Origin of the sequence: Phreatobacter cathodiphilus, assembly GCF_003008515.1 — a bacterium.
Classification (GTDB): domain Bacteria; phylum Pseudomonadota; class Alphaproteobacteria; order Rhizobiales; family Phreatobacteraceae; genus Phreatobacter; species Phreatobacter cathodiphilus.
In genome coordinates, this window is the sequence record NZ_CP027668.1 from 3,602,904 (window position 1) to 3,619,802 (window position 16,899).

General features: G+C 70.3%; 15 protein-coding genes and 1 pseudogene. 10 read left to right on the top strand and 6 right to left on the bottom strand.

Going from position 1 to position 16,899, the window contains the following annotated elements; translation table 11 throughout:
- Window positions 1–4: 4 nt before the first annotated feature.
- Window positions 5–1,396 carry an MFS transporter gene (locus tag C6569_RS17260; protein WP_106750038.1) on the top strand — a complete coding sequence of 464 codons (1,392 nt, stop codon included), beginning with the start codon at window positions 5–7 and terminating at the stop codon, window positions 1,394–1,396.
- Window positions 1,397–1,485: 89 nt separating this feature from the next.
- Here C6569_RS17260 and C6569_RS17265 read toward each other — a convergent pair whose 3' ends face one another.
- The 3 genes from C6569_RS17265 to C6569_RS17275 all read right to left on the bottom strand — a co-directional run bounded on the left by C6569_RS17265 (window position 1,486) and on the right by C6569_RS17275 (window position 5,313).
- Window positions 1,486–1,875, bottom strand: a complete 390-nt coding sequence (locus C6569_RS17265) for a heavy metal-binding domain-containing protein (RefSeq protein ID WP_106750039.1) — start codon at window positions 1,873–1,875, stop codon at window positions 1,486–1,488.
- 44 nt (window positions 1,876–1,919) lie between these two features.
- Entirely contained in the window at window positions 1,920–3,518 is a 1,599-nt protein-coding gene (purH, locus tag C6569_RS17270) for a bifunctional phosphoribosylaminoimidazolecarboxamide formyltransferase/IMP cyclohydrolase (RefSeq protein ID WP_106750040.1), read from the bottom strand.
- A gap of 91 nt (window positions 3,519–3,609) precedes the next feature.
- Entirely contained in the window at window positions 3,610–5,313 is a 1,704-nt protein-coding gene (locus C6569_RS17275) for a heparinase II/III family protein (RefSeq protein ID WP_146144834.1), read from the bottom strand.
- Between the two features lie 171 nt (window positions 5,314–5,484).
- Here C6569_RS17275 and C6569_RS17280 point away from each other — a divergent pair, with 171 nt between their 5' ends.
- The 6 genes and pseudogenes from C6569_RS17280 to C6569_RS22510 all read left to right on the top strand — a co-directional run.
- Window positions 5,485–6,297 (top strand): DUF3108 domain-containing protein, encoded by an 813-nt coding sequence (locus C6569_RS17280; RefSeq protein WP_181313800.1) that lies wholly within the window; start codon window positions 5,485–5,487, stop codon window positions 6,295–6,297.
- 201 nt (window positions 6,298–6,498) lie between these two features.
- On the top strand, window positions 6,499–7,548 hold the full coding sequence (locus C6569_RS17285) for an ABC transporter substrate-binding protein (RefSeq protein ID WP_106750043.1): 1,050 nt from the start codon (window positions 6,499–6,501) through the stop codon (window positions 7,546–7,548).
- A 120-nt stretch (window positions 7,549–7,668) separates the two neighbouring features.
- A complete protein-coding gene (locus tag C6569_RS17290) occupies window positions 7,669–8,460 on the top strand; it encodes an ABC transporter ATP-binding protein (protein WP_245898138.1) in 792 nt (263 codons plus the stop codon).
- Between the two features lie 10 nt (window positions 8,461–8,470).
- Window positions 8,471–9,352 carry an ABC transporter permease gene (locus tag C6569_RS17295; RefSeq protein ID WP_106750045.1) on the top strand — a complete coding sequence of 294 codons (882 nt, stop codon included), beginning with the start codon at window positions 8,471–8,473 and terminating at the stop codon, window positions 9,350–9,352.
- Window positions 9,353–9,439: 87 nt separating this feature from the next.
- Complete coding sequence (locus C6569_RS17300) at window positions 9,440–9,730, top strand: YggT family protein (protein WP_106750046.1); 291 nt, start codon at window positions 9,440–9,442, stop codon at window positions 9,728–9,730.
- A gap of 11 nt (window positions 9,731–9,741) precedes the next feature.
- Window positions 9,742–10,050: pseudogene (locus C6569_RS22510) on the top strand (DUF167 family protein); the annotation flags it as partial.
- A gap of 316 nt (window positions 10,051–10,366) precedes the next feature.
- On the opposite strand, the gene hisE reads toward C6569_RS22510, so the two are convergent.
- On the bottom strand, window positions 10,367–10,705 hold the full coding sequence (hisE, locus tag C6569_RS17310) for a phosphoribosyl-ATP diphosphatase (protein WP_106750048.1): 339 nt from the start codon (window positions 10,703–10,705) through the stop codon (window positions 10,367–10,369).
- A gap of 169 nt (window positions 10,706–10,874) precedes the next feature.
- Between hisE and C6569_RS17315 the strand changes: the two genes are divergently transcribed.
- Window positions 10,875–11,783, top strand: a complete 909-nt coding sequence (locus C6569_RS17315; protein ID WP_106750049.1) for a DMT family transporter — start codon at window positions 10,875–10,877, stop codon at window positions 11,781–11,783.
- Window positions 11,784–11,790: 7 nt separating this feature from the next.
- Here the strand turns inward: C6569_RS17315 and dnaJ are convergent, their stop codons facing one another.
- Entirely contained in the window at window positions 11,791–12,924 is a 1,134-nt protein-coding gene (dnaJ, locus tag C6569_RS17320; RefSeq protein WP_106750050.1) for a molecular chaperone DnaJ, read from the bottom strand.
- Between the two features lie 78 nt (window positions 12,925–13,002).
- Entirely contained in the window at window positions 13,003–14,898 is a 1,896-nt protein-coding gene (gene dnaK, locus C6569_RS17325; RefSeq protein WP_106750051.1) for a molecular chaperone DnaK, read from the bottom strand.
- Window positions 14,899–15,272: 374 nt separating this feature from the next.
- Between dnaK and C6569_RS22290 the strand changes: the two genes are divergently transcribed.
- Both C6569_RS22290 and C6569_RS22295 read left to right on the top strand, forming a co-directional pair.
- Window positions 15,273–16,172 (top strand): hypothetical protein, encoded by a 900-nt coding sequence (locus tag C6569_RS22290; RefSeq protein ID WP_106750052.1) that lies wholly within the window; start codon window positions 15,273–15,275, stop codon window positions 16,170–16,172.
- The gene (locus C6569_RS22295) at window positions 16,169–16,789 is read left to right on the top strand and encodes an alpha-ketoglutarate-dependent dioxygenase AlkB family protein (protein ID WP_106750053.1); all 621 of its coding nucleotides are present in this window, start codon (window positions 16,169–16,171) and stop codon (window positions 16,787–16,789) included. Before C6569_RS22290 ends, C6569_RS22295 begins: the two co-directional genes overlap by 4 nt.
- Window positions 16,790–16,899: the final 110 nt, after the last annotated feature.

Genomic DNA, 16,899 nt, shown 5'->3' on the forward strand with positions numbered 1-16,899 from the left:
CGTCATGCTCCCCCCGCTCACCGTCTCGGGTGAGGCCGCCGCCAAGCCGGCCCCCCGCTCCGCCATTGCCGGCTGGGTTCTCTTCGACTGGGCGGCGCAGCCCTATTTCACGCTGATCAACACCTTCGTCTACGCGCCCTTCTTCGCGAGCGCGGTGGCCGCCAATCCGGTGGAGGGGCAGGCCATGTGGGGCTTCGCCACCAGCGCCGCCGGTGTCGCCATCGCCCTGCTCTCTCCCGTTCTGGGGGCGATCGCCGACGCCTCCGGGCGGCGCAAGCCCTGGATCGCCGCCTTCGGCCTGCTGCTGGTGGCGGGTGCGTCGCTGCTCTGGCTCGGCCGGCCCGGGGCGCCGGAGACCATCGCCATCGTGCTGGTCGCCTTCGTCCTCGCCACGATCGGCGCCGAATTCGCCACCGTCTTCAACAATTCGATGATGCCGACCCTGGTGCCGCCGGAGCGCATCGGCCGGCTCTCCGGCCTCGGCTGGGCCATCGGCTATGTCGGGGGCATGATGTCGCTGATCTTCATGCTGGGCTTCCTCGTCGCCAGCCCGGAGACCGGCCGCACCCTCATCGGCCTCGAGCCGCTCTTCGGTCTCGACGCCGCCCAGCGCGAGGGCGACCGCGCCGCCGGCCCGCTGACGGCGCTCTGGTTCCTCGTCTTCGTCGTACCGCTCTTCCTCTTCACCCCCGACGTGCCCGCCCGCATGGGCATGGGGGCGGCGGTGCGCTCCGGCTTCGCCAGCCTGAAGGGCACGGTGAAGGAGGTGCGGCGGCACGGCAACGTGCTCACCTTCCTCGTCGCCAACATGATCTACATGGACGGGCTGGTGGCGCTCTTCGCCCTCGGCGGCATCTATGCCGCCGGCGTCTTCGGCTGGACCACCATCGAGATCGGCCTCTTCGGCATCCTCCTCACCATCACCGGCACGGCCGGCGCCCTGCTCGGTGGCCGCCTCGACGACACGCTCGGCTCCAAGGCGGTGATTCTCGGCTCCATAGGCTTCCTCACCTTCGCCGTCGTCACCATCCTCCTCATCGGGCCCGGCCACGTCTTCTTCATCTTCCGCACGGCGGTTCCCGCACCCGGCGACGGGCTCTTCGCCACGGCGCCCGAGCAGGTCTATCTCGTCCTTGGCGGATTGATCGGCGCCGCGGCCGGGCCGCTGCAGGCGGCCTCGCGGTCACTGCTGGTGCGCCTCGCCCCGCGCGAGCAGATCGGCCAGTTCTTCGGCCTCTTCGCCCTCTCCGGCAAGGTCACCGCCTTCGTCGGGCCGTTCCTGGCGAGCGTCGTCACCCTCGCCCTCAACGACCAGCGCGCCGGGCTCGGCATGCTGGCGGTCATGTTCCTGATCGGCGCGACGGTCCTGTCCTTCGTGCGGGTCGAGAGGCCCTGAGGTTCTGCACGCCCGGAGGGGGCTTGCACCCCACCCGTCCCCGCTGCGCTCGGCCGACCCTCCCCCACCAGGGGAGGGTGAAGAGGCGGTCAGCGCTGGCCGCCCCAGGGCGGCACCGAGCCGCCGAAGCCGGTGGGCTGGGTCGGCGCCTGCTGGCCCATCAGCATCTCCACCGTCACGGCGGTGCCCGAGACCGAGACCATGAGCATCGACTTGCCGAGGGTCTCGTAGTCCACGTCGATGCCGACGATGGCGTTGGCGCCGAGCCGCTGGGCCTCCGCCATCATCTCCTGGAAGGCGGTGTTGCGGCCGTCGCGCAGCACCGTCTCGTAGGAGCCCGCCCGGCCGCCGACGATGTCGCGGATCGAGGCGAAGAGGTCGCGGAAGATGTTGGCGCCGAGAATGACCTCGCCGGTGACGATGCCGTTGTAGCGGATGATCCGGCCGCCCTCGAGGGTCGGCGTGGTGGACAGCAGCATGAGGGTCTCCCTTGATCGCCCGCGCCGGATGTGGGGATGCGTGCTCAGTGGCGGAAGTGGCGCACCCCGGTAAAGACCATGGCGAGGCCCGCCTCGTCCGCCGCCGCGATCACCTCGGCGTCGCGCATCGACCCGCCCGGCTGGATGACGGCGGTGGCACCCGCCTCGACGGCGGCCAGGAGACCGTCGGCGAAGGGGAAGAAGGCGTCGGAGGCGACCACGGAGCCCTTGGTGAGCGGGGTCGTCCAGCCGCCGGCCTCCGCCGCGTCCTCGGCCTTGCGGGCGGCGATGCGGGCCGAATCGACACGGCTCATCTGTCCCGCGCCGATACCGACCGTGGCGCCGGCCTTGGCATAGACGATGGTGTTCGACTTCACGTGCTTGGCGACGCGGAAGGCAAAGCGGAGATCGGTCAGCTCCTCCGCCGTCGGCGCGCGCTTCGTCACTACCTTGAGGTCCATGGCATCGACCACCGCATTGTCGCGCGACTGGACGAGGAGGCCGCCGGCCACGGTCTTGACGGTGATGCCCGGCGCCTTCGGATCGGGCAGGCCACCGGCGAGCAGCAGCCTGAGGTTCTTCTTGGTCGCGAGGATGGCCTTCGCCTCTTCCGTCGCATCGGGGGCGATGATCACCTCGGTGAAGATCTCGACGATCTTCCGGGCCGCCTCCGCGTCCAGTGTGCGGTTCAGCGCCACGATGCCGCCGAAGGCCGAAACGGGATCGCAAGCCAGCGCCTTCTCGTAGGCCGCCAGGAGATCGGGACCCTCGGCGACGCCGCAAGGGTTGGCGTGCTTGATGATGGCCACCGCCGCCGTGCGGGCGGGATCGAACTCGCCGACCAGCTCATAGGCCGCGTCGGTGTCGTTGAGGTTGTTGTAGGAGAGCTCCTTGCCCTGGAGCTGGCGGATCGTCGCCACCCCCGGCCGCGGCGTCGCGCCCTGGGGCGTCTTGTAGAAGGCCGCCCACTGGTGCGGGTTCTCGCCATAGCGCAGGCCCTGGGCGAGCGTGCCGCCGAAGGCGCGGTAGGGCGTCGCCGTCTCGTCGAGCTGGTCGAACAGCCAGTTGGAGATGGCGGCGTCATAGGCGGCGGTGCGCGCATAGGCCTTGGCCGCGAGGCGGCGACGCAGGTCGAGGGTCGTCGCCCCGCCGTTCGCCTTCATCGCCGTGATCACCGCGGCGTAGTCGGAACCGTCGACCACCACCGTCACGGCGTCGTGGTTCTTCGACGCCGCGCGGATCATCGCCGGGCCGCCGATGTCGATGTTCTCGATCGTGTCGTCCCAGGAGGCGCCGCGGGCGATCGTCGCCTCGAAGGGATAGAGGTTCACCACCAGCAGATCGATCGGCAGGATGCCGTGGGTGCTCGCCGCGGCCTCGTGCTCGGCATTGCCGCGGATGGCGAGAAGCCCGCCGTGCACTTTCGGGTGCAGCGTCTTCACCCGGCCGTCCATCATCTCCGGAAAGCCGGTGAGTTCGGCGACCTCGGTGACGGCGAGGCCGGCGTCCCGAAGCGTCTTGTAGGTGCCGCCGGTGGAGACGAGGGCCACGCCGAGGCCTGCGAGGTCGCGGGCGAAATCGACGATCCCCTCCTTGTCGGAGACGGACAGAAGGGCGCGGGCAATGGGCTTCACGGTCGACAAGGCGGGCGGCTCCGGCACAGGCGGGGAATGCCGCGCGCTCTAGCACGCGCAGGCCGCCGCCGAAACCGCTTTCGCGCGCCGTCGACCGCCCTCAGAGCGGCAGTTCGGGCTCGTCCTCGGCGCGCGGGGGCGGCCGCGGCCGCTCCAGTTTCTGGAAGGACCAGGACACCGCCGGCGTCGCGGCGGAGGAGGCCACCGCCACGGTGATCTGCATGGTGCGGCGCGGCCCCTCGGCGAGCGCCAGCGCCACGCTCTCCTCAACCTGGACCGGCTGGTCGGCGAGGAAGCGCCAGCCCTCGCCGCTCGGCAGCCGCAGCAGCGCCGCGCGCGGATGCTCGGTCGGGATCAGCGTCACCGCCGGATGGATGTGGAAGCGCAGGACATAGGACCGGTCCTCCCCCTCGATCCGGTCGACGCCCTCGAGCAGGTCTCCGGCCGCCGACAGGGCGAGCCGCCGGCCGTGCCGCACCCCGACGCGGCCGAGATAGCCGTCGTGGCGCGCCTCCAGCGTCAGGTCCTGCCGGCGGCAGGTGACATCGCGCGGCCCGGAGAGGACCAGGCCGTCGGTGTAGAGTCCCCGGCCGAGGGTCATGGACGACCGCTCGGCGACGGTCACGGTCGAATGGGCGGCGGTCTTGCGGGCCTGGATCCGCCAGGTGGCGCGCTGCAAGGAGGGGCTGCCGCAATTGATGACGATGGTTTCGAGGCCGGAGGACAGCTCGAAGGAGAGGCAGCCGGCATGGGCCCTGGCGCTGAAGCCGGGCGGCGGCGCCGGGCCGCAATCCACCAGCGCGACCGTGCCGCCGGCTTCGAGCCGCTCGTAGCCGCCGCGCGGCGCGGAAGCCGGCGTGAGGCCGCGCGTCTCGTCATAGGCGAGCGCCGTCGCCACCTGGTCGATGGCGGTCTGGCCCATGCCGTTGAAACGGGCGAGCGTGCCGTCGCCGTGCTGGAAGAAGCGGATCATCGGCATCATGCGGTCCACCGCCGTCAGGATCGCCGCGGGCGGCGTCGCGTTGCGGGCCGGAAAGAGCTGGCGCAGCGGCAAAAGGTCGAGCACCAGCGCCACCAGCACGCCGGGATCGCGGCTGACATGGCAGCCGTCCGGCAGGATCTGGCGGTCGAGCTCCTCGCCGAGCAGCCGGGAGGCGCGCGACACCAGTCTCTCCTCGCCCTCCATGCACAGGCCCGCCGTGACCAGCGCCACCAGCACCGCCAGCCGCCCGACGCCGGGCGGCAGGCGGGCGATCGCGAAGTCGAGCTGCCGGACCTGACGCCACAGCGCCCGCGAGAAGCGTCGGTAGAACACCTGGTCGGCGCCGGCGAGCAGCAGGCCCGAGGCGCCGATCCAGGCCCGCACGCGCTCCGCCGCGACGGTGACGGAGGACGGCCGTGACCGGCCGCGCGCCTCTGCCTCCATCCAGCCGGAGACGAGGCGCCGCGCGGCCTCGGCCGCCTCGGGCGTGCCGGCGGCGCGCAGGTGCCGCAGCCAGGAAAAGCCCGCCAGCGCCTCGGCCCAGTCGCGGTTGGGCGGCCTCGCGGCGAAGGGATCGGCGTCGGTGATGATGCGGCCGGCGAAGACGTAGACGCCGGAGATCAGCTCGTCGGCTCGCACCGGATCGGCCGTCCGCAGATCCTGCGGCACCAGGACGATGGCGGGCGCAGGGGTGGCGCCGAGGGCGACCCGCAGCCGGCCGGGCACGGCCGTGAGTCCGGTGGCCGCGCGCAGGCTCGCTGCCGCGACGAGCGACAGGGCCGCCCGCCGCTCCCCGATCAAGGCCCTCCAGGCGATCCCCAAGATCCCTCATCCCCCACGATCCGCCTCTCCGCAGCGCTCGCGAGGCGGGCCGTGGGGGGGCATTGCCCTCATCAAGCCACAGCGGGATTTCCAAGCCATTAACCATTTCGCGCTTTGATGCGGCCATGCCGGGTGGCGCTGTCCGGCTCCGTTGGTCCTGGAGTGTGTCCCGTGTCCCGATCGACCCTGCCCGTCGCCGCCGCGCTGCTGTCGTGCCTTGCCGTGCCGGCCCTCGCGCAGGAGCGGGTCTCCGCCCGCTACGAAATCCTCATCGGCGGCCTCCAGGTCGGCATCGCCGGCTTCGAGGGCCGCGTGTCCCAGGACAGCTACCAGGCCTCGGTCTCGCTCCGCCTGTCGGGCGTCTCCCGCATCATCGCCTCCGGCCGAGGCTCGGCCATGGCGTCGGGCCGCATCGCCGGCGGCCGCGCCGTGCCGGCGAACTACACCCTCACCCTCGCCACCACCCAGCAGAACGACACCATCCGCATGGCCATGGCCGGCGGCAGCGTGCGCTCCCATTCCGCCGAACCCGAGCGCCCGGCGGCGGCCGACCAGGTGCCGCTCACCGCCGGCCACCGGCAGGGCGTCCTCGACCCGCTCTCCGCCGGCTTCTTCTTCGTCCCCGGCAGCGGCCCGACCACGGTGGCGGAAGCCTGCGCCAAGACCTTCCCGGTCTTCGACGGTCGCCAGCGCTACGACCTCTCCTTCTCCTTCGCCCGGACCGAGACCCTGAAGGTCGCCGGCTATGAGGGGCCGGCGGTCGTCTGCAACGCGCGCTACCGCGCCATCGCCGGCCATCGCCCCGCCGTGACGGCGCCGATGGAGGCGAACCGCGACATGCAGATCTGGCTGGCGCCGGTCGCCGGGACCAGGGCGCTGGTTCCCGCCCGCATCGCCATCCGCACGCCGGTCGGCATGGCCGAGATCCAGCCGACGCGGCTCGAACTCGGCGCCCCCGCGACGACTGCGTCGGTGAGTCGCTGAGGCCTCCTGCCCGGGGGTTAGCCAAACTGCCTGGATTCTAGGCAAATCGCCGGTGTCCCCGCGAAAAACCGGTTGCCGTCCGTTACGGCATGGTCTTTGCTGCCATTGGTAAAACCACGGTGCCCGCGTCATCCGCGGTCATCGTCCGGCCATCCCCCGGGGTTAGGCCTCGCGTTCACCGACCGACAGAAGGCCCGCCGAATGTCCGAGTTCCGTTTCCTGCCCACCCGCCGTGCGGCGCTCAAGCTCGCCGGCGCCGCCTCGCTCGCCCCGCTCTTCGCCCCCGCCGTCCATGCCCAGGCGACCACGAACGTCCGTTTCACGCTGGACTGGCGCTTCGAGGGTCCCTCCGCCCTCTTCTTGACGGCGCTGGAGAAGGGCCATTTCCGCGCCGAGGGCCTCAACGTCTCGATCGACGCCGCCTCAGGCTCGCGCGAGGGCGTCACCCGCGTCGCCTCCGGCACCTATGACATCGGCTTCGGCGACATCAACTCGATGATCCGCTTCCGCGACGAGAATCCGACCGTGGATCTCAAGGCGAACATGATCGTCTACGACCGGCCGCCCTTCGCCATCGTCGGCCGCAAGTCGCGCGGCATCACCACCGACGTGAAGAGCCTCGAGGGCAAGAAGTTCGGCGCCCCGGCCCCCGACGCGGCCTATGCCCAGTGGCCCATCTTCAAGACCGTCAACAAGCTCGACGACAGCAAGATGCGCTTCGAGAACGTCGGCTTCCCCGTCCGCGAGCCCATGCTCGCCTCCGGTGAGGTGGACGCCATCTTCGGCTTCGCCAACTCCTCCTACATCAACCTGAAGTCGCGCGGCGTGCCGGAGAACGACATCGTCGTCCTGCACATGTACGACTACGGCGTCGAGCTCTACGGCAACGGCATCATGGCGAGCCCGGCCTTCCTCGCCTCCAACCGCGCCGCCGTCGCCGCCTTCAACCGCGGCCTGGTCAAGGGCATCCGCGACACGATCGCCGACCCGGCGGCCGGCGCCAAGCTGGTCGTGGCGCGCAACGACGTCGCCCGGCTCGACACCGAGACCGAGCGGCTGAAGATGACCATCGACAACTACGTGCTGTCGCCCTGGGTGAAGGCGAACGGCATCGGCGGCATCGATCCCGCCCGCATGGCCACCGCCATCGACCAGATCGGCCTCACCTTCACCTTCAAGAACAAGCCGAAGCCGGAGGACGTCTTCATCTCCGACCTGCTGCCGGCCGCCGCCGACCGCAAGGTGGCCTGAGGCTTGCTTTATCCAGGGTTGCGGGGTGCGCGAATGCCCCCGCCCCACGTCCCCGGACCCCCGCCGGACCGCCGCTCCCTGCCCCCCGCGTGAATGCACCGCTCTGAAAGCGCTCATCCCTTGCGTCCCTTCGTCGAACTGACCGGCGTCAGTCACACCTATGCGACCGGCGGCACCCTGGCCGTCGACGGGCTCGACATCCGGGTCAACGAGGGCGAGTTCGCCGCGGTGGTCGGCCCCTCCGGCTGCGGCAAGTCCACGCTGATGAAGCTCGCCACCGGCCTGCAGTTCCCGCAGGCGGGAGCCGTCGTCGTCGACGGCCAGGAGGTGCGCGACCCCGTCAAGATCGCCGGCATGGCCTTCCAGGCGCCGACGCTCCTGCCCTGGCGCACCACGCTCGAGAACCTGATGCTGCCGCTCGAGATCGTCGAGCCGCACCGTTCGCGCCTGCGCCGGAACAAGGCCGAGTATGTCGCCAAGGCCGAGGCCCTGCTGGAATCGGTGGGCCTCAAGGGCGCCGGATCGAAATTTCCCTGGCAGCTCTCGGGCGGCATGCAACAGCGCGCCTCGCTCTGCCGCGCGCTGATCCACGAGCCGAAGCTGCTCATGCTCGACGAGCCCTTCGGCGCCCTCGACGCCTTCACCCGCGAGGAGCTGTGGTGCGTCATCCGCGACCTCCACGCCCGCATGGCCGGCTCGCTGACGGTGATCCTCGTCACCCACGACCTGCGCGAGGCGGTCTTCCTCGCCGACCGCATCTTCTGCATGTCGTCGCGGCCGGGAAAGATCATCGCCGAGCGCGAGGTCGGGTTCCCGCGGCCCCGCGACCTCGAGATCACCTACACGCCGGAATTCTCCGACATCGTCCACGACCTGCGCGGGCGCATCGCCCACGCCCGGTCGACGGCCTGAGGACCCTGCCATGGACGCGCTCGGCGAGTTCCTGCTCACCTCCTGGCCGGCGGCGCTGGCCATCGGCGTCGTCGGCTACATCGCCTGGCTGCTCTACAAGGTGATCGGCGCCTCCGCGCTCGACCGCACCAAACTGTCGCTGCAGCTCGCGCCGCTGTTCTGCACCATCGGTACGTTCCTGGTGTGGGAACTGCTCTGCAAGGCCTTCGCCGTCTCCACCTTCGTGCTTCCCGCCCCGAGCGACATCGGCCTCGCCATTTGGCAGTTCCGCCGCCAGATCGGCTTCCATTCTTTCCACACCGCCTGGATGACGCTGGCCGGCTTCGGCCTGGCCGTCGCCTTCGGCATCGCGCTCGGCCTCCTCCTCGGCGCCAGCCGCTTCTTCTATGCGGGCTTCTACCCCCTGCTCGTCGGCTTCAACTCGATCCCGAAGGTCGCGGTGGTGCCGATCCTCGTCATCTGGTTCGGCGTCGGCTGGCTGCCGGCCGTGCTCACCGCCTTCATGATCTCCTTCTTCCCCATCGTGGTGAACGTCGCCACCGGCCTCGCCACCATCGAGCCGGAAACCGAGGACGTGCTGAAGGCGCTCGGCGCCTCCAAGCTGCAGATCATGACCAAGGTCGGCATCCCCCGCTCGATGCCCTATTTCTTCGGCTCGCTGAAGGTCGCCATCACGCTGGCCTATGTCGGCTCCGTCATCGCCGAGTACAACGCCTCGCGCTACGGCATCGGCAACCTGATGGCGCGCGCCTCCGCCGACTTCAACGTGCCGCTGCTGTTTGCCGCCCTCATCGCCCTCGCGATCCTCGGCGTCGCCATGTACATGGCCACCGTCTGGCTCGAGAACCGCATGACCGGCTGGGCCCAGCGCTCGTCCTTCGCCGCCACCTGAGGGCGGCGCCTGCGACCGCGCGCTTGCCCCGTCCGAGCCGACACCCCATAAATCGGGTCCGGCATCCTCATCCTCCACGGCGGACCCATGAAAGCCATTCTCGACGTCGTCCTGATCGCCCTGAACCTCTACTGGTGGGTGATCATCATTCAGGCGGTCCTGTCCTGGCTGATCGCATTCAATGTTGTGAACTACCGCAACCAGATCGTCGCGCAGATCGACACCACGCTGCGGGCCCTGACCGAACCCGTCCTCGCGCCGATCAGGCGACGCATGCCGAACATGGGGGCGATCGACATCTCGCCCATCGTGCTGCTGCTCGGCATCATCCTGATCCAGCAGGTCATCATCCGCTACATCTACCCCAACGTCTTCTAGGAGGGAGGCCCGTGGACGCCCTCCCCTACCGCATCGAGCGCGAGCGCCTGCTGGTCGACGTGCGCCTGACGCCGCGCGGCGGCCGCGACGCGGTGGAGGGCGCCGAGACGCTCGCCGACGGCCGCGCCGTGCTGAAGGCGCGGGTGAGGGCGGTCCCCGAGGACGGCAAGGCCAATGCGGCGCTGGAGAGCCTCATTGCCGCCGAGCTCGGCATCGGCCGGTCGCAGGTCGCCGTGATCCATGGCAAGACGGCGCGGCTGAAGACCCTGGCGGTGCAGGGCGATCCTGCCCGCCTCTCCGCCGGCCTGGCGCGGTTCCTCGCCGCCGCGCTGCTCCTGCTGCTGACGCTGGCCGGCACGCCCGCCTCGGCCCAGTTCATGACGCGCGGCGACATCTGCTCCGACCCCTCCCAGTTCCTGCGCAGCCGCGCCACCGTCGAGCGGGCCGGCCTGCCGACCCCCGACCGCGCCCGCCTGGTGCGCACGCTGCGCGCCGCGCAGTCGCTCGCCCGCGACGCCTGCCCCAACCGCGACGGTTGGCTGGTGCGGCGGGCCGTCGGCATGCTCAACGCGGTCAACCGCGAGGTGCGGCTGCCGCCGGTGGACCTGCCGCTCTTCCTCAGGGAGTGACGGCGGCTCAGCCGCCGCCGGCCACCGCCACCGGACCCTTGTGCAGCTTCTCGGCGAGGCCGTAGAGCCGCTCGCGCCGCTCCATCTCCTGCCAGACCTCGGCCGGGGCGATGCCCATGTCGGTCCACAGCACCGTCAGATTGTAGATGAGGTCGGCGCTTTCGCGGACCACCGCGGCGCGGTCGCCGGCCACCGCGTCGAGGGTCACCTCGGTGGCCTCCTCGACCAGCTTCTTCGCCATCTTGGCGCGCCCGCCCGCCATCAGCTTCGCCGTGCGCGATGCCGGCGCATCGGTCTGGCGGATCGCCTGGACGGCGGCGTGGAGGCGGTCGATGGCGTCGGACATGGCGGCCTTTCGCAGTCGCGCGCGGGCCGAATCAAATGGTCCAGTCCTGCGGACGATTCGAGGCTCGCACAGAACTGTCACCTGTCAATGACGGCGGCTGCTGACAGAGATCGGGTGGCGGAACACCGGCCGCTCGCCTAGACACGGTGGCCAATCGGAGCCGCCCCCCGTGAGCCTGCGCGACTGGATCCTGCTCATCACCCTCTCCGTCCTCTGGGGCGGCACCTTCTTCTTCGTCCGCATCGCGCTCGACGACCTGCCGCCGCTGACCCTGGTGCTGGCGCGCGTCGTCATCGGCGCCGCCGTGCTCTACGCCGTGCTGCGCGCAACGGGCGAGCATTTCCCCCGCGGCCGCGCCGTGTGGACGACGCTGGCGGTGATGGCACTGCTCAACAACGTCATTCCCTTCTCGCTGATCTTCTGGGGCCAGACCGCCATTCCCGCCGGTCTCGCCGCCATCCTCAACGCCACGGCGCCGCTCTTCAGCGTGGTCGTCATGCACCTCTTCACCGCGGACGAGAAGGCGACGCCGGGCAAGGCGGCGGGCGTCGCCTTCGGTTTTCTCGGCGTGGTGGTGCTGGTCGGGCCGGCGGCGCTGGGGCGGATCGACACGCCGCTCTGGGCCGTCGCCGCCTGTCTCGGCGCGACGCTCTCCTACGCTTTTTCAGGACTCTGGGGCCGGCGTATCAAGCCGCTCGGCCTGACGCCGACCTTCACCGCCTGGCTGCAGCTCACCATCACCAGCCTCGTCATGGCGCCCGCCGTCGGCCTTCTCGACCGGCCCTGGACCCTCGCCATGCCAGGCTGGCCGGCGATCCTCGCGGTGCTGGCCCTCGCCGTCCTGTCGACGGCGCTCGCCTACATCATCTTCTTCCGGCTGCTGGCGACTGCCGGCCCGAGCAATCTCCTGCTCGTCACCTTCCTGATCCCGGTCTCGGCCATCCTGCTGGCGGGTCTCTTCCTCGGCGAGCGGCTGGCCTGGACCCATTTCGCCGGCATGGCGCTCATCGGCCTCGGCCTCGCCGCTATCGACGGGCGGTTGTGGCGGCGGCTGACGGAGGGAATGCGCCCGGCCTGACCCGGGCTCAGCCCTCCTTGGCGAGCCCGTCCCAGAAGGCCTTGGCCTTGGCGAAGAAGCCCGCCGTCTCCGGCTGGGTGTCCTTCGAGCTCTCCTTCTCGAACTCGGCGAGAAGTTCCTTCTGCCGCTTGGTGAGCGCCCGCGGCGTCTCCACGTCCACCTGCACGTAGAGATCGCCGACCGCCTTGGAGCGCAGCACCGGCATGCCCTTGCCCGACAGGCGGAAGCGCTTGCCCGACTGGGTGCCCTCGGGAACCTTCACCTGGGCCCGCCCACCGTCGATGGTCGGCACCTCGAACGCGCCGCCCAGCGCCGCCGTCACCATGGAGACGGGAGCCCGGCAATAGAGGTCCTGGCCGTCGCGCTGGAAGAAGGCGTGCGGCTCGATGGAGAGGAAGATGTAGAGATCGCCGGGCGGTCCGCCTCGGAAACCGGCCTCGCCCTCGTTGGCGAGGCGGATGCGGGTGCCGTCCTCGACGCCGGCGGGAATGTTCACCGAGAGCACGCGCTCCTTGGTGATGCGGCCGGAGCCAGAGCAATTGCCGCAGGGATCCTCGATCACCTGGCCGCGGCCCTGGCAGGTCGGGCAGGTGCGCTCCACCGAGAAGAAGCCCTGCGAGGCGCGGACGCGGCCGTGGCCGCCGCAGGTGCCGCAGGTCTTCGGCTTGGAGCCCGGCTTGGCCCCGGTGCCGGAACAGGCCTCGCAGGAGACCGTGGTGGGAATGCGGAGCTGGGCGGACTTGCCGGCGAAGGCCTCCTCCAGCGTGATGTCCATGTTGTAGCGCAGGTCGGCGCCACGCTCGCGGCCGCCCGCGCCGCGGCGCCGTCCGCCGGACATGCCGAACAGCTCCTCGAAGATGTCGGACATGGAGGAGGCGAAGTCGCCGCCGAAGCCGGGATGGCCGCCGCCGCCGTTTTCGAAGGCCTGGTGGCCGAAGCGGTCGTAGGCGGCACGCTTCTGCCCGTCGGAGAGCACCTGATAGGCCTCGTTCAGCTCCTTGAACTTGGCCTCGGCCTCGGCGTCGTCGGGATTGCGGTCGGGGTGATACTGCATCGCCTTCTTGCGGAAGGCGGATTTCAGCGCCGCTTCGTCGGCGTCGCGGCCGACCCCCAGGGTTTCGTAATAGTCGCGCTTGGACATCGACCCAGCTCTTGCCCCCGTTCAAGCGAAGGCCCCCGGAATGACTCCGGGGGCCCGCTGGAAAGACCCCCTCGGGCCTTACGCGCTCTTCTTCTTGTCGTCCTTCACTTCCGTGAAGTCCGCATCGACGACGTCGTCCTTCTTCGGCTCGGCACCCTCGGCGCCGGCGTCCTGCTGGGCCGCATACATGGCCTCGCCGAGCTTCATGGAGGCCTGCGCCAGGGCGTTGGTCTTCTCCTTGAGGCTCTCGACGTCCTCGGACTTCACCGCTTCCTTCACGGCAGCGAGGGCGTCCTCGATGGCCTTGCGATCGGTCTCGGCGACCTTCGAGCCGTGCTCGGAGAGTGCCTTCTCGGTCGAGTGGACGAGGCCGTCCGCCTGGTTCTTCGCCTCGGCGAGCTCGCGGCGACCCTTGTCCTCGGCCGCATGGGCCTCGGCGTCCTTCACCATCTTCTCGATGTCGGCGTCGGAGAGACCACCGGAGGCCTGGATGCGGATCTGCTGCTCCTTGCCGGTGCCCTTGTCCTTGGCCTGCACGTTGACGATGCCGTTGGCGTCGATGTCGAAGGTCACCTCGATCTGCGGCACGCCGCGCGGAGCCGGCGGGATGCCCATCAGGTCGAACTGGCCGAGCATCTTGTTGTCGGCGGCCATCTCGCGCTCACCCTGGAAGACCCGGATCGTCACCGCGTTCTGGTTGTCGTCGGCGGTGGAGAAGACCTGGCTCTTCTTGGTCGGGATCGTGGTGTTGCGGTCGATGAGGCGCGTGAACACGCCGCCCAGCGTCTCGATGCCGAGCGACAGCGGGGTCACGTCGAGCAGCAGCACGTCCTTCACGTCGCCCTGCAGCACGCCGGCCTGGATGGCGGCACCGATGGCGACCACCTCGTCCGGGTTGACGCCCTTGTGCGGCTCCTTGCCGAAGAACTGCTTCACCACCTCCTGGACTTTCGGCATGCGGGTCATGCCGCCGACGAGGACGACCTCGTCGATCTGGCCCGCCGAGATGCCGGCGTCCTTGAGCGCCTTCTTGCAGGGCTCCATGGTCCGCTGGATCAGGTCGTCCACCAACGCCTCGAATTTGGCGCGGGTGAGCTTCAGCTGCAGGTGCTTCGGACCCGAGGCGTCGGCCGTGATGAAGGGCAGGTTGATCTCGGTCTGCGTCGAGGACGAGAGCTCGATCTTCGCCTTCTCGGCGGCTTCCTTCAGGCGCTGGAGAGCGAGCTTGTCCTTGCGCAGGTCGATGCCCTGCTCCTTCTGGAACTCGGCCGCCAGATAGTCGACGAGGCGCATGTCGAAGTCCTCGCCGCCGAGGAACGTGTCGCCGTTGGTCGACTTCACCTCGAAGACGCCGTCGCCGATCTCGAGGATCGACACGTCGAAGGTGCCGCCGCCGAGGTCATAGACGGCGATCGTGCCGGAGGTCTTCTTGTCGAGGCCGTAGGCCAGCGCTGCCGCCGTCGGCTCGTTGATGATGCGCAGCACCTCGAGGCCGGCGATCTTGCCGGCGTCCTTGGTCGCCTGCCGCTGGGCGTCGTTGAAATAGGCCGGGACGGTGATGACCGCCTGGTCGACGCTCTGGCCGAGATAGGCCTCCGCCGTCTCCTTCATCTTCATCAGCGTGAAGGCGGAGATCTGCGAGGGCGAATAGGTCTTGCCCTCCGCCTCGACCCAGGCGTCGCCGTTGCCGGCGCGGGCGATCTTGTAGGGGACGAGCTTCTGGTCCTTGGTCACCGTCGGATCGTCGAAGCGGCGGCCGATGAGGCGCTTCACCGCGAAGATGGTGCGCTCGGGATTCGTCACCGCCTGGCGCTTGGCCGGCTGGCCGACGAGACGCTCCTCGTCGGTGAAGGCGACGATGGACGGCGTCGTGTTGGCGCCTTCCGAATTGATGATGACTTTCGGCGTGGTGCCTTCCATGACCGCCACGCAGGAATTGGTCGTTCCGAGGTCGATGCCGATGACCTTGCCCATGGTCTTCTCCTTTTCAAGCGGGTCGACCGGGCCCGAAGCACCCGTGAGGCTGACGGCCCGCGGACGAAGAGGGATTTTCGCCGGGACCGCCCGCGCCGACCCCTTCATCAAGCTGGGGTTTGAAGCTGGTGATCGCAGGACGGAAAGACGCGAGACATCGCCGCTTTCCGCCGGTTGCGCCGGATATAGGGGGGGCGTCATGGCGCCGCAAGCGTCACGGTCACCCCGCCGTGAAGGAAAAGCACTCAACGCTCGCCGGCAAAGGGTGCGTCCTTGGCGCAACATCGCCGCCCCCATGCATGGCGCAACGTCACGGGCTGGTGACCGCGGGTTTCCGGCAGGCTATGTGTCGGGTCCCTTCCTACGGATGAATCATGCCCCGCCGCGCCGTCCTGCTGCTCTCCCTCGCCTTTGCCGCCGTCGGCGGGGAGCACGCTGCGGCCCAGATGCAGCTGCCCGGCGCCGTGGCGCCGACGCCGCAGGGCGCCACCACGCCCCAGGGCCGCCCGCAAGCGCCCCGCGCCACCGTCGACGGCATGAGCGGCCTCGCGGGACGCAGCGTTCCCGCCTCCACCCTGCGCCGCTGGGAAGAGGCCCTGCCCGGCAGGACGCTGCGCTTCCTCGGCCAGCACGGCTCGCTCGTCATCTCGCGCGCCGGCACCCCGACGCAGCCGACCTACACCATCGCCGCCACCGGCGTCATCGGCCGGCGCGGCAACGACATCCGCAACATCTGCACGCCCGATCTCGGCGGCGGCCGGCCCGTACCGCTGCGGCCGCTCGGCCGGCCCGACGGCCTGCCGCGCTTCGAGGCGAACTTCACCGGCTGCACCATCACCCTCGACCTGATGGCCGATGCCGCCTTCGTCACCGCGCCGGGCGGGGCCTGCAGCTTCGACGACTGCGTCGTCGACCCCGCCGGCCTCTGGGGCCCGAACGATCGCGAGATCCCGGCCGACCGCGAGATCGAGCGCGCCCGCGGCGTCGCCGAGCGCCGCCTCAACGACGCCCGCCGCATCCTCCAGGCGCGGCTGCGCACGACGCCCGAGGGGCGCCAGTTCCTGCAGGAACAGGCGGGGTTTCCCGCCAACCGCGAGCGGCTCTGCCGCAACTACGGCACCACCGACATCGGGCCCGCCTTCTGTGCGCTGAAGTTCACCGAGGCCCGCGCCGAGAACCTCGCCGCCCGCGTCGGCGGCCCGCCCGCGGATGCGCCCCCGCGCCGTCCCGCCCGTCCGCGGCCGCCACCGCCGCCGGCCGCTCCGCAACAGTGACCGCGGTCCCGGTCGTTCCGGGCTGCACCTGGCATCCCGGCTACCTCGCGCCCGCCGACCAGACGGCGCTTCTCGCGACCCTTCGTGATTTGCTGCGGCAGGCGCCGCTGTTCCAGCCGGTCATGCCGCGCACCGGCACGCCCTTCTCGGTGCGCATGACGAACCTCGGGTCGCTCGGCTGGGTCTCGGACAAGGCGGGCTATCGCTACCAGCCGCACCACCCCGTGACGGGAGAGCCCTGGCCGCCGATCCCCGATGCGATCCTCGCCGTCTGGGACGCGGTGTCGGGTTATCCGCATCCCCCCGAGGCCTGCCTCGTCAACTGGTACGGGCCCGGCGCCCGCATGGGACTGCATCAGGACCGCGATGAGGAGGACCTTTCCGCCCCCGTCGTGTCGCTGTCGCTCGGCGAGACCGGTCTGTTCCGCATCGGCGGCACGACCCGTGGCGGCAGGACCGTGCCGGTGAAGCTCGCCTCCGGCGACGTGCTGGTCTTCGGCGGCATCGCGCGCCTCGCCTATCACGGCGTCGACCGCCTGCTCCCCGGAACCAGCACGCTCCTCAAGGACGGCGGCCGGATCAACCTGACGCTCAGGCGGGTGACGAAGCCTGTGTGAAGGCGAAACCCGCTTGTTCTCATCACCCCGGCGTCGCGGCTGCAGCGCTATTCCCCTCCCCGGCTTGCGGCGAGGAGGGGTCAGGAGTGGCGGCCCTGCTTCGCGGCGAC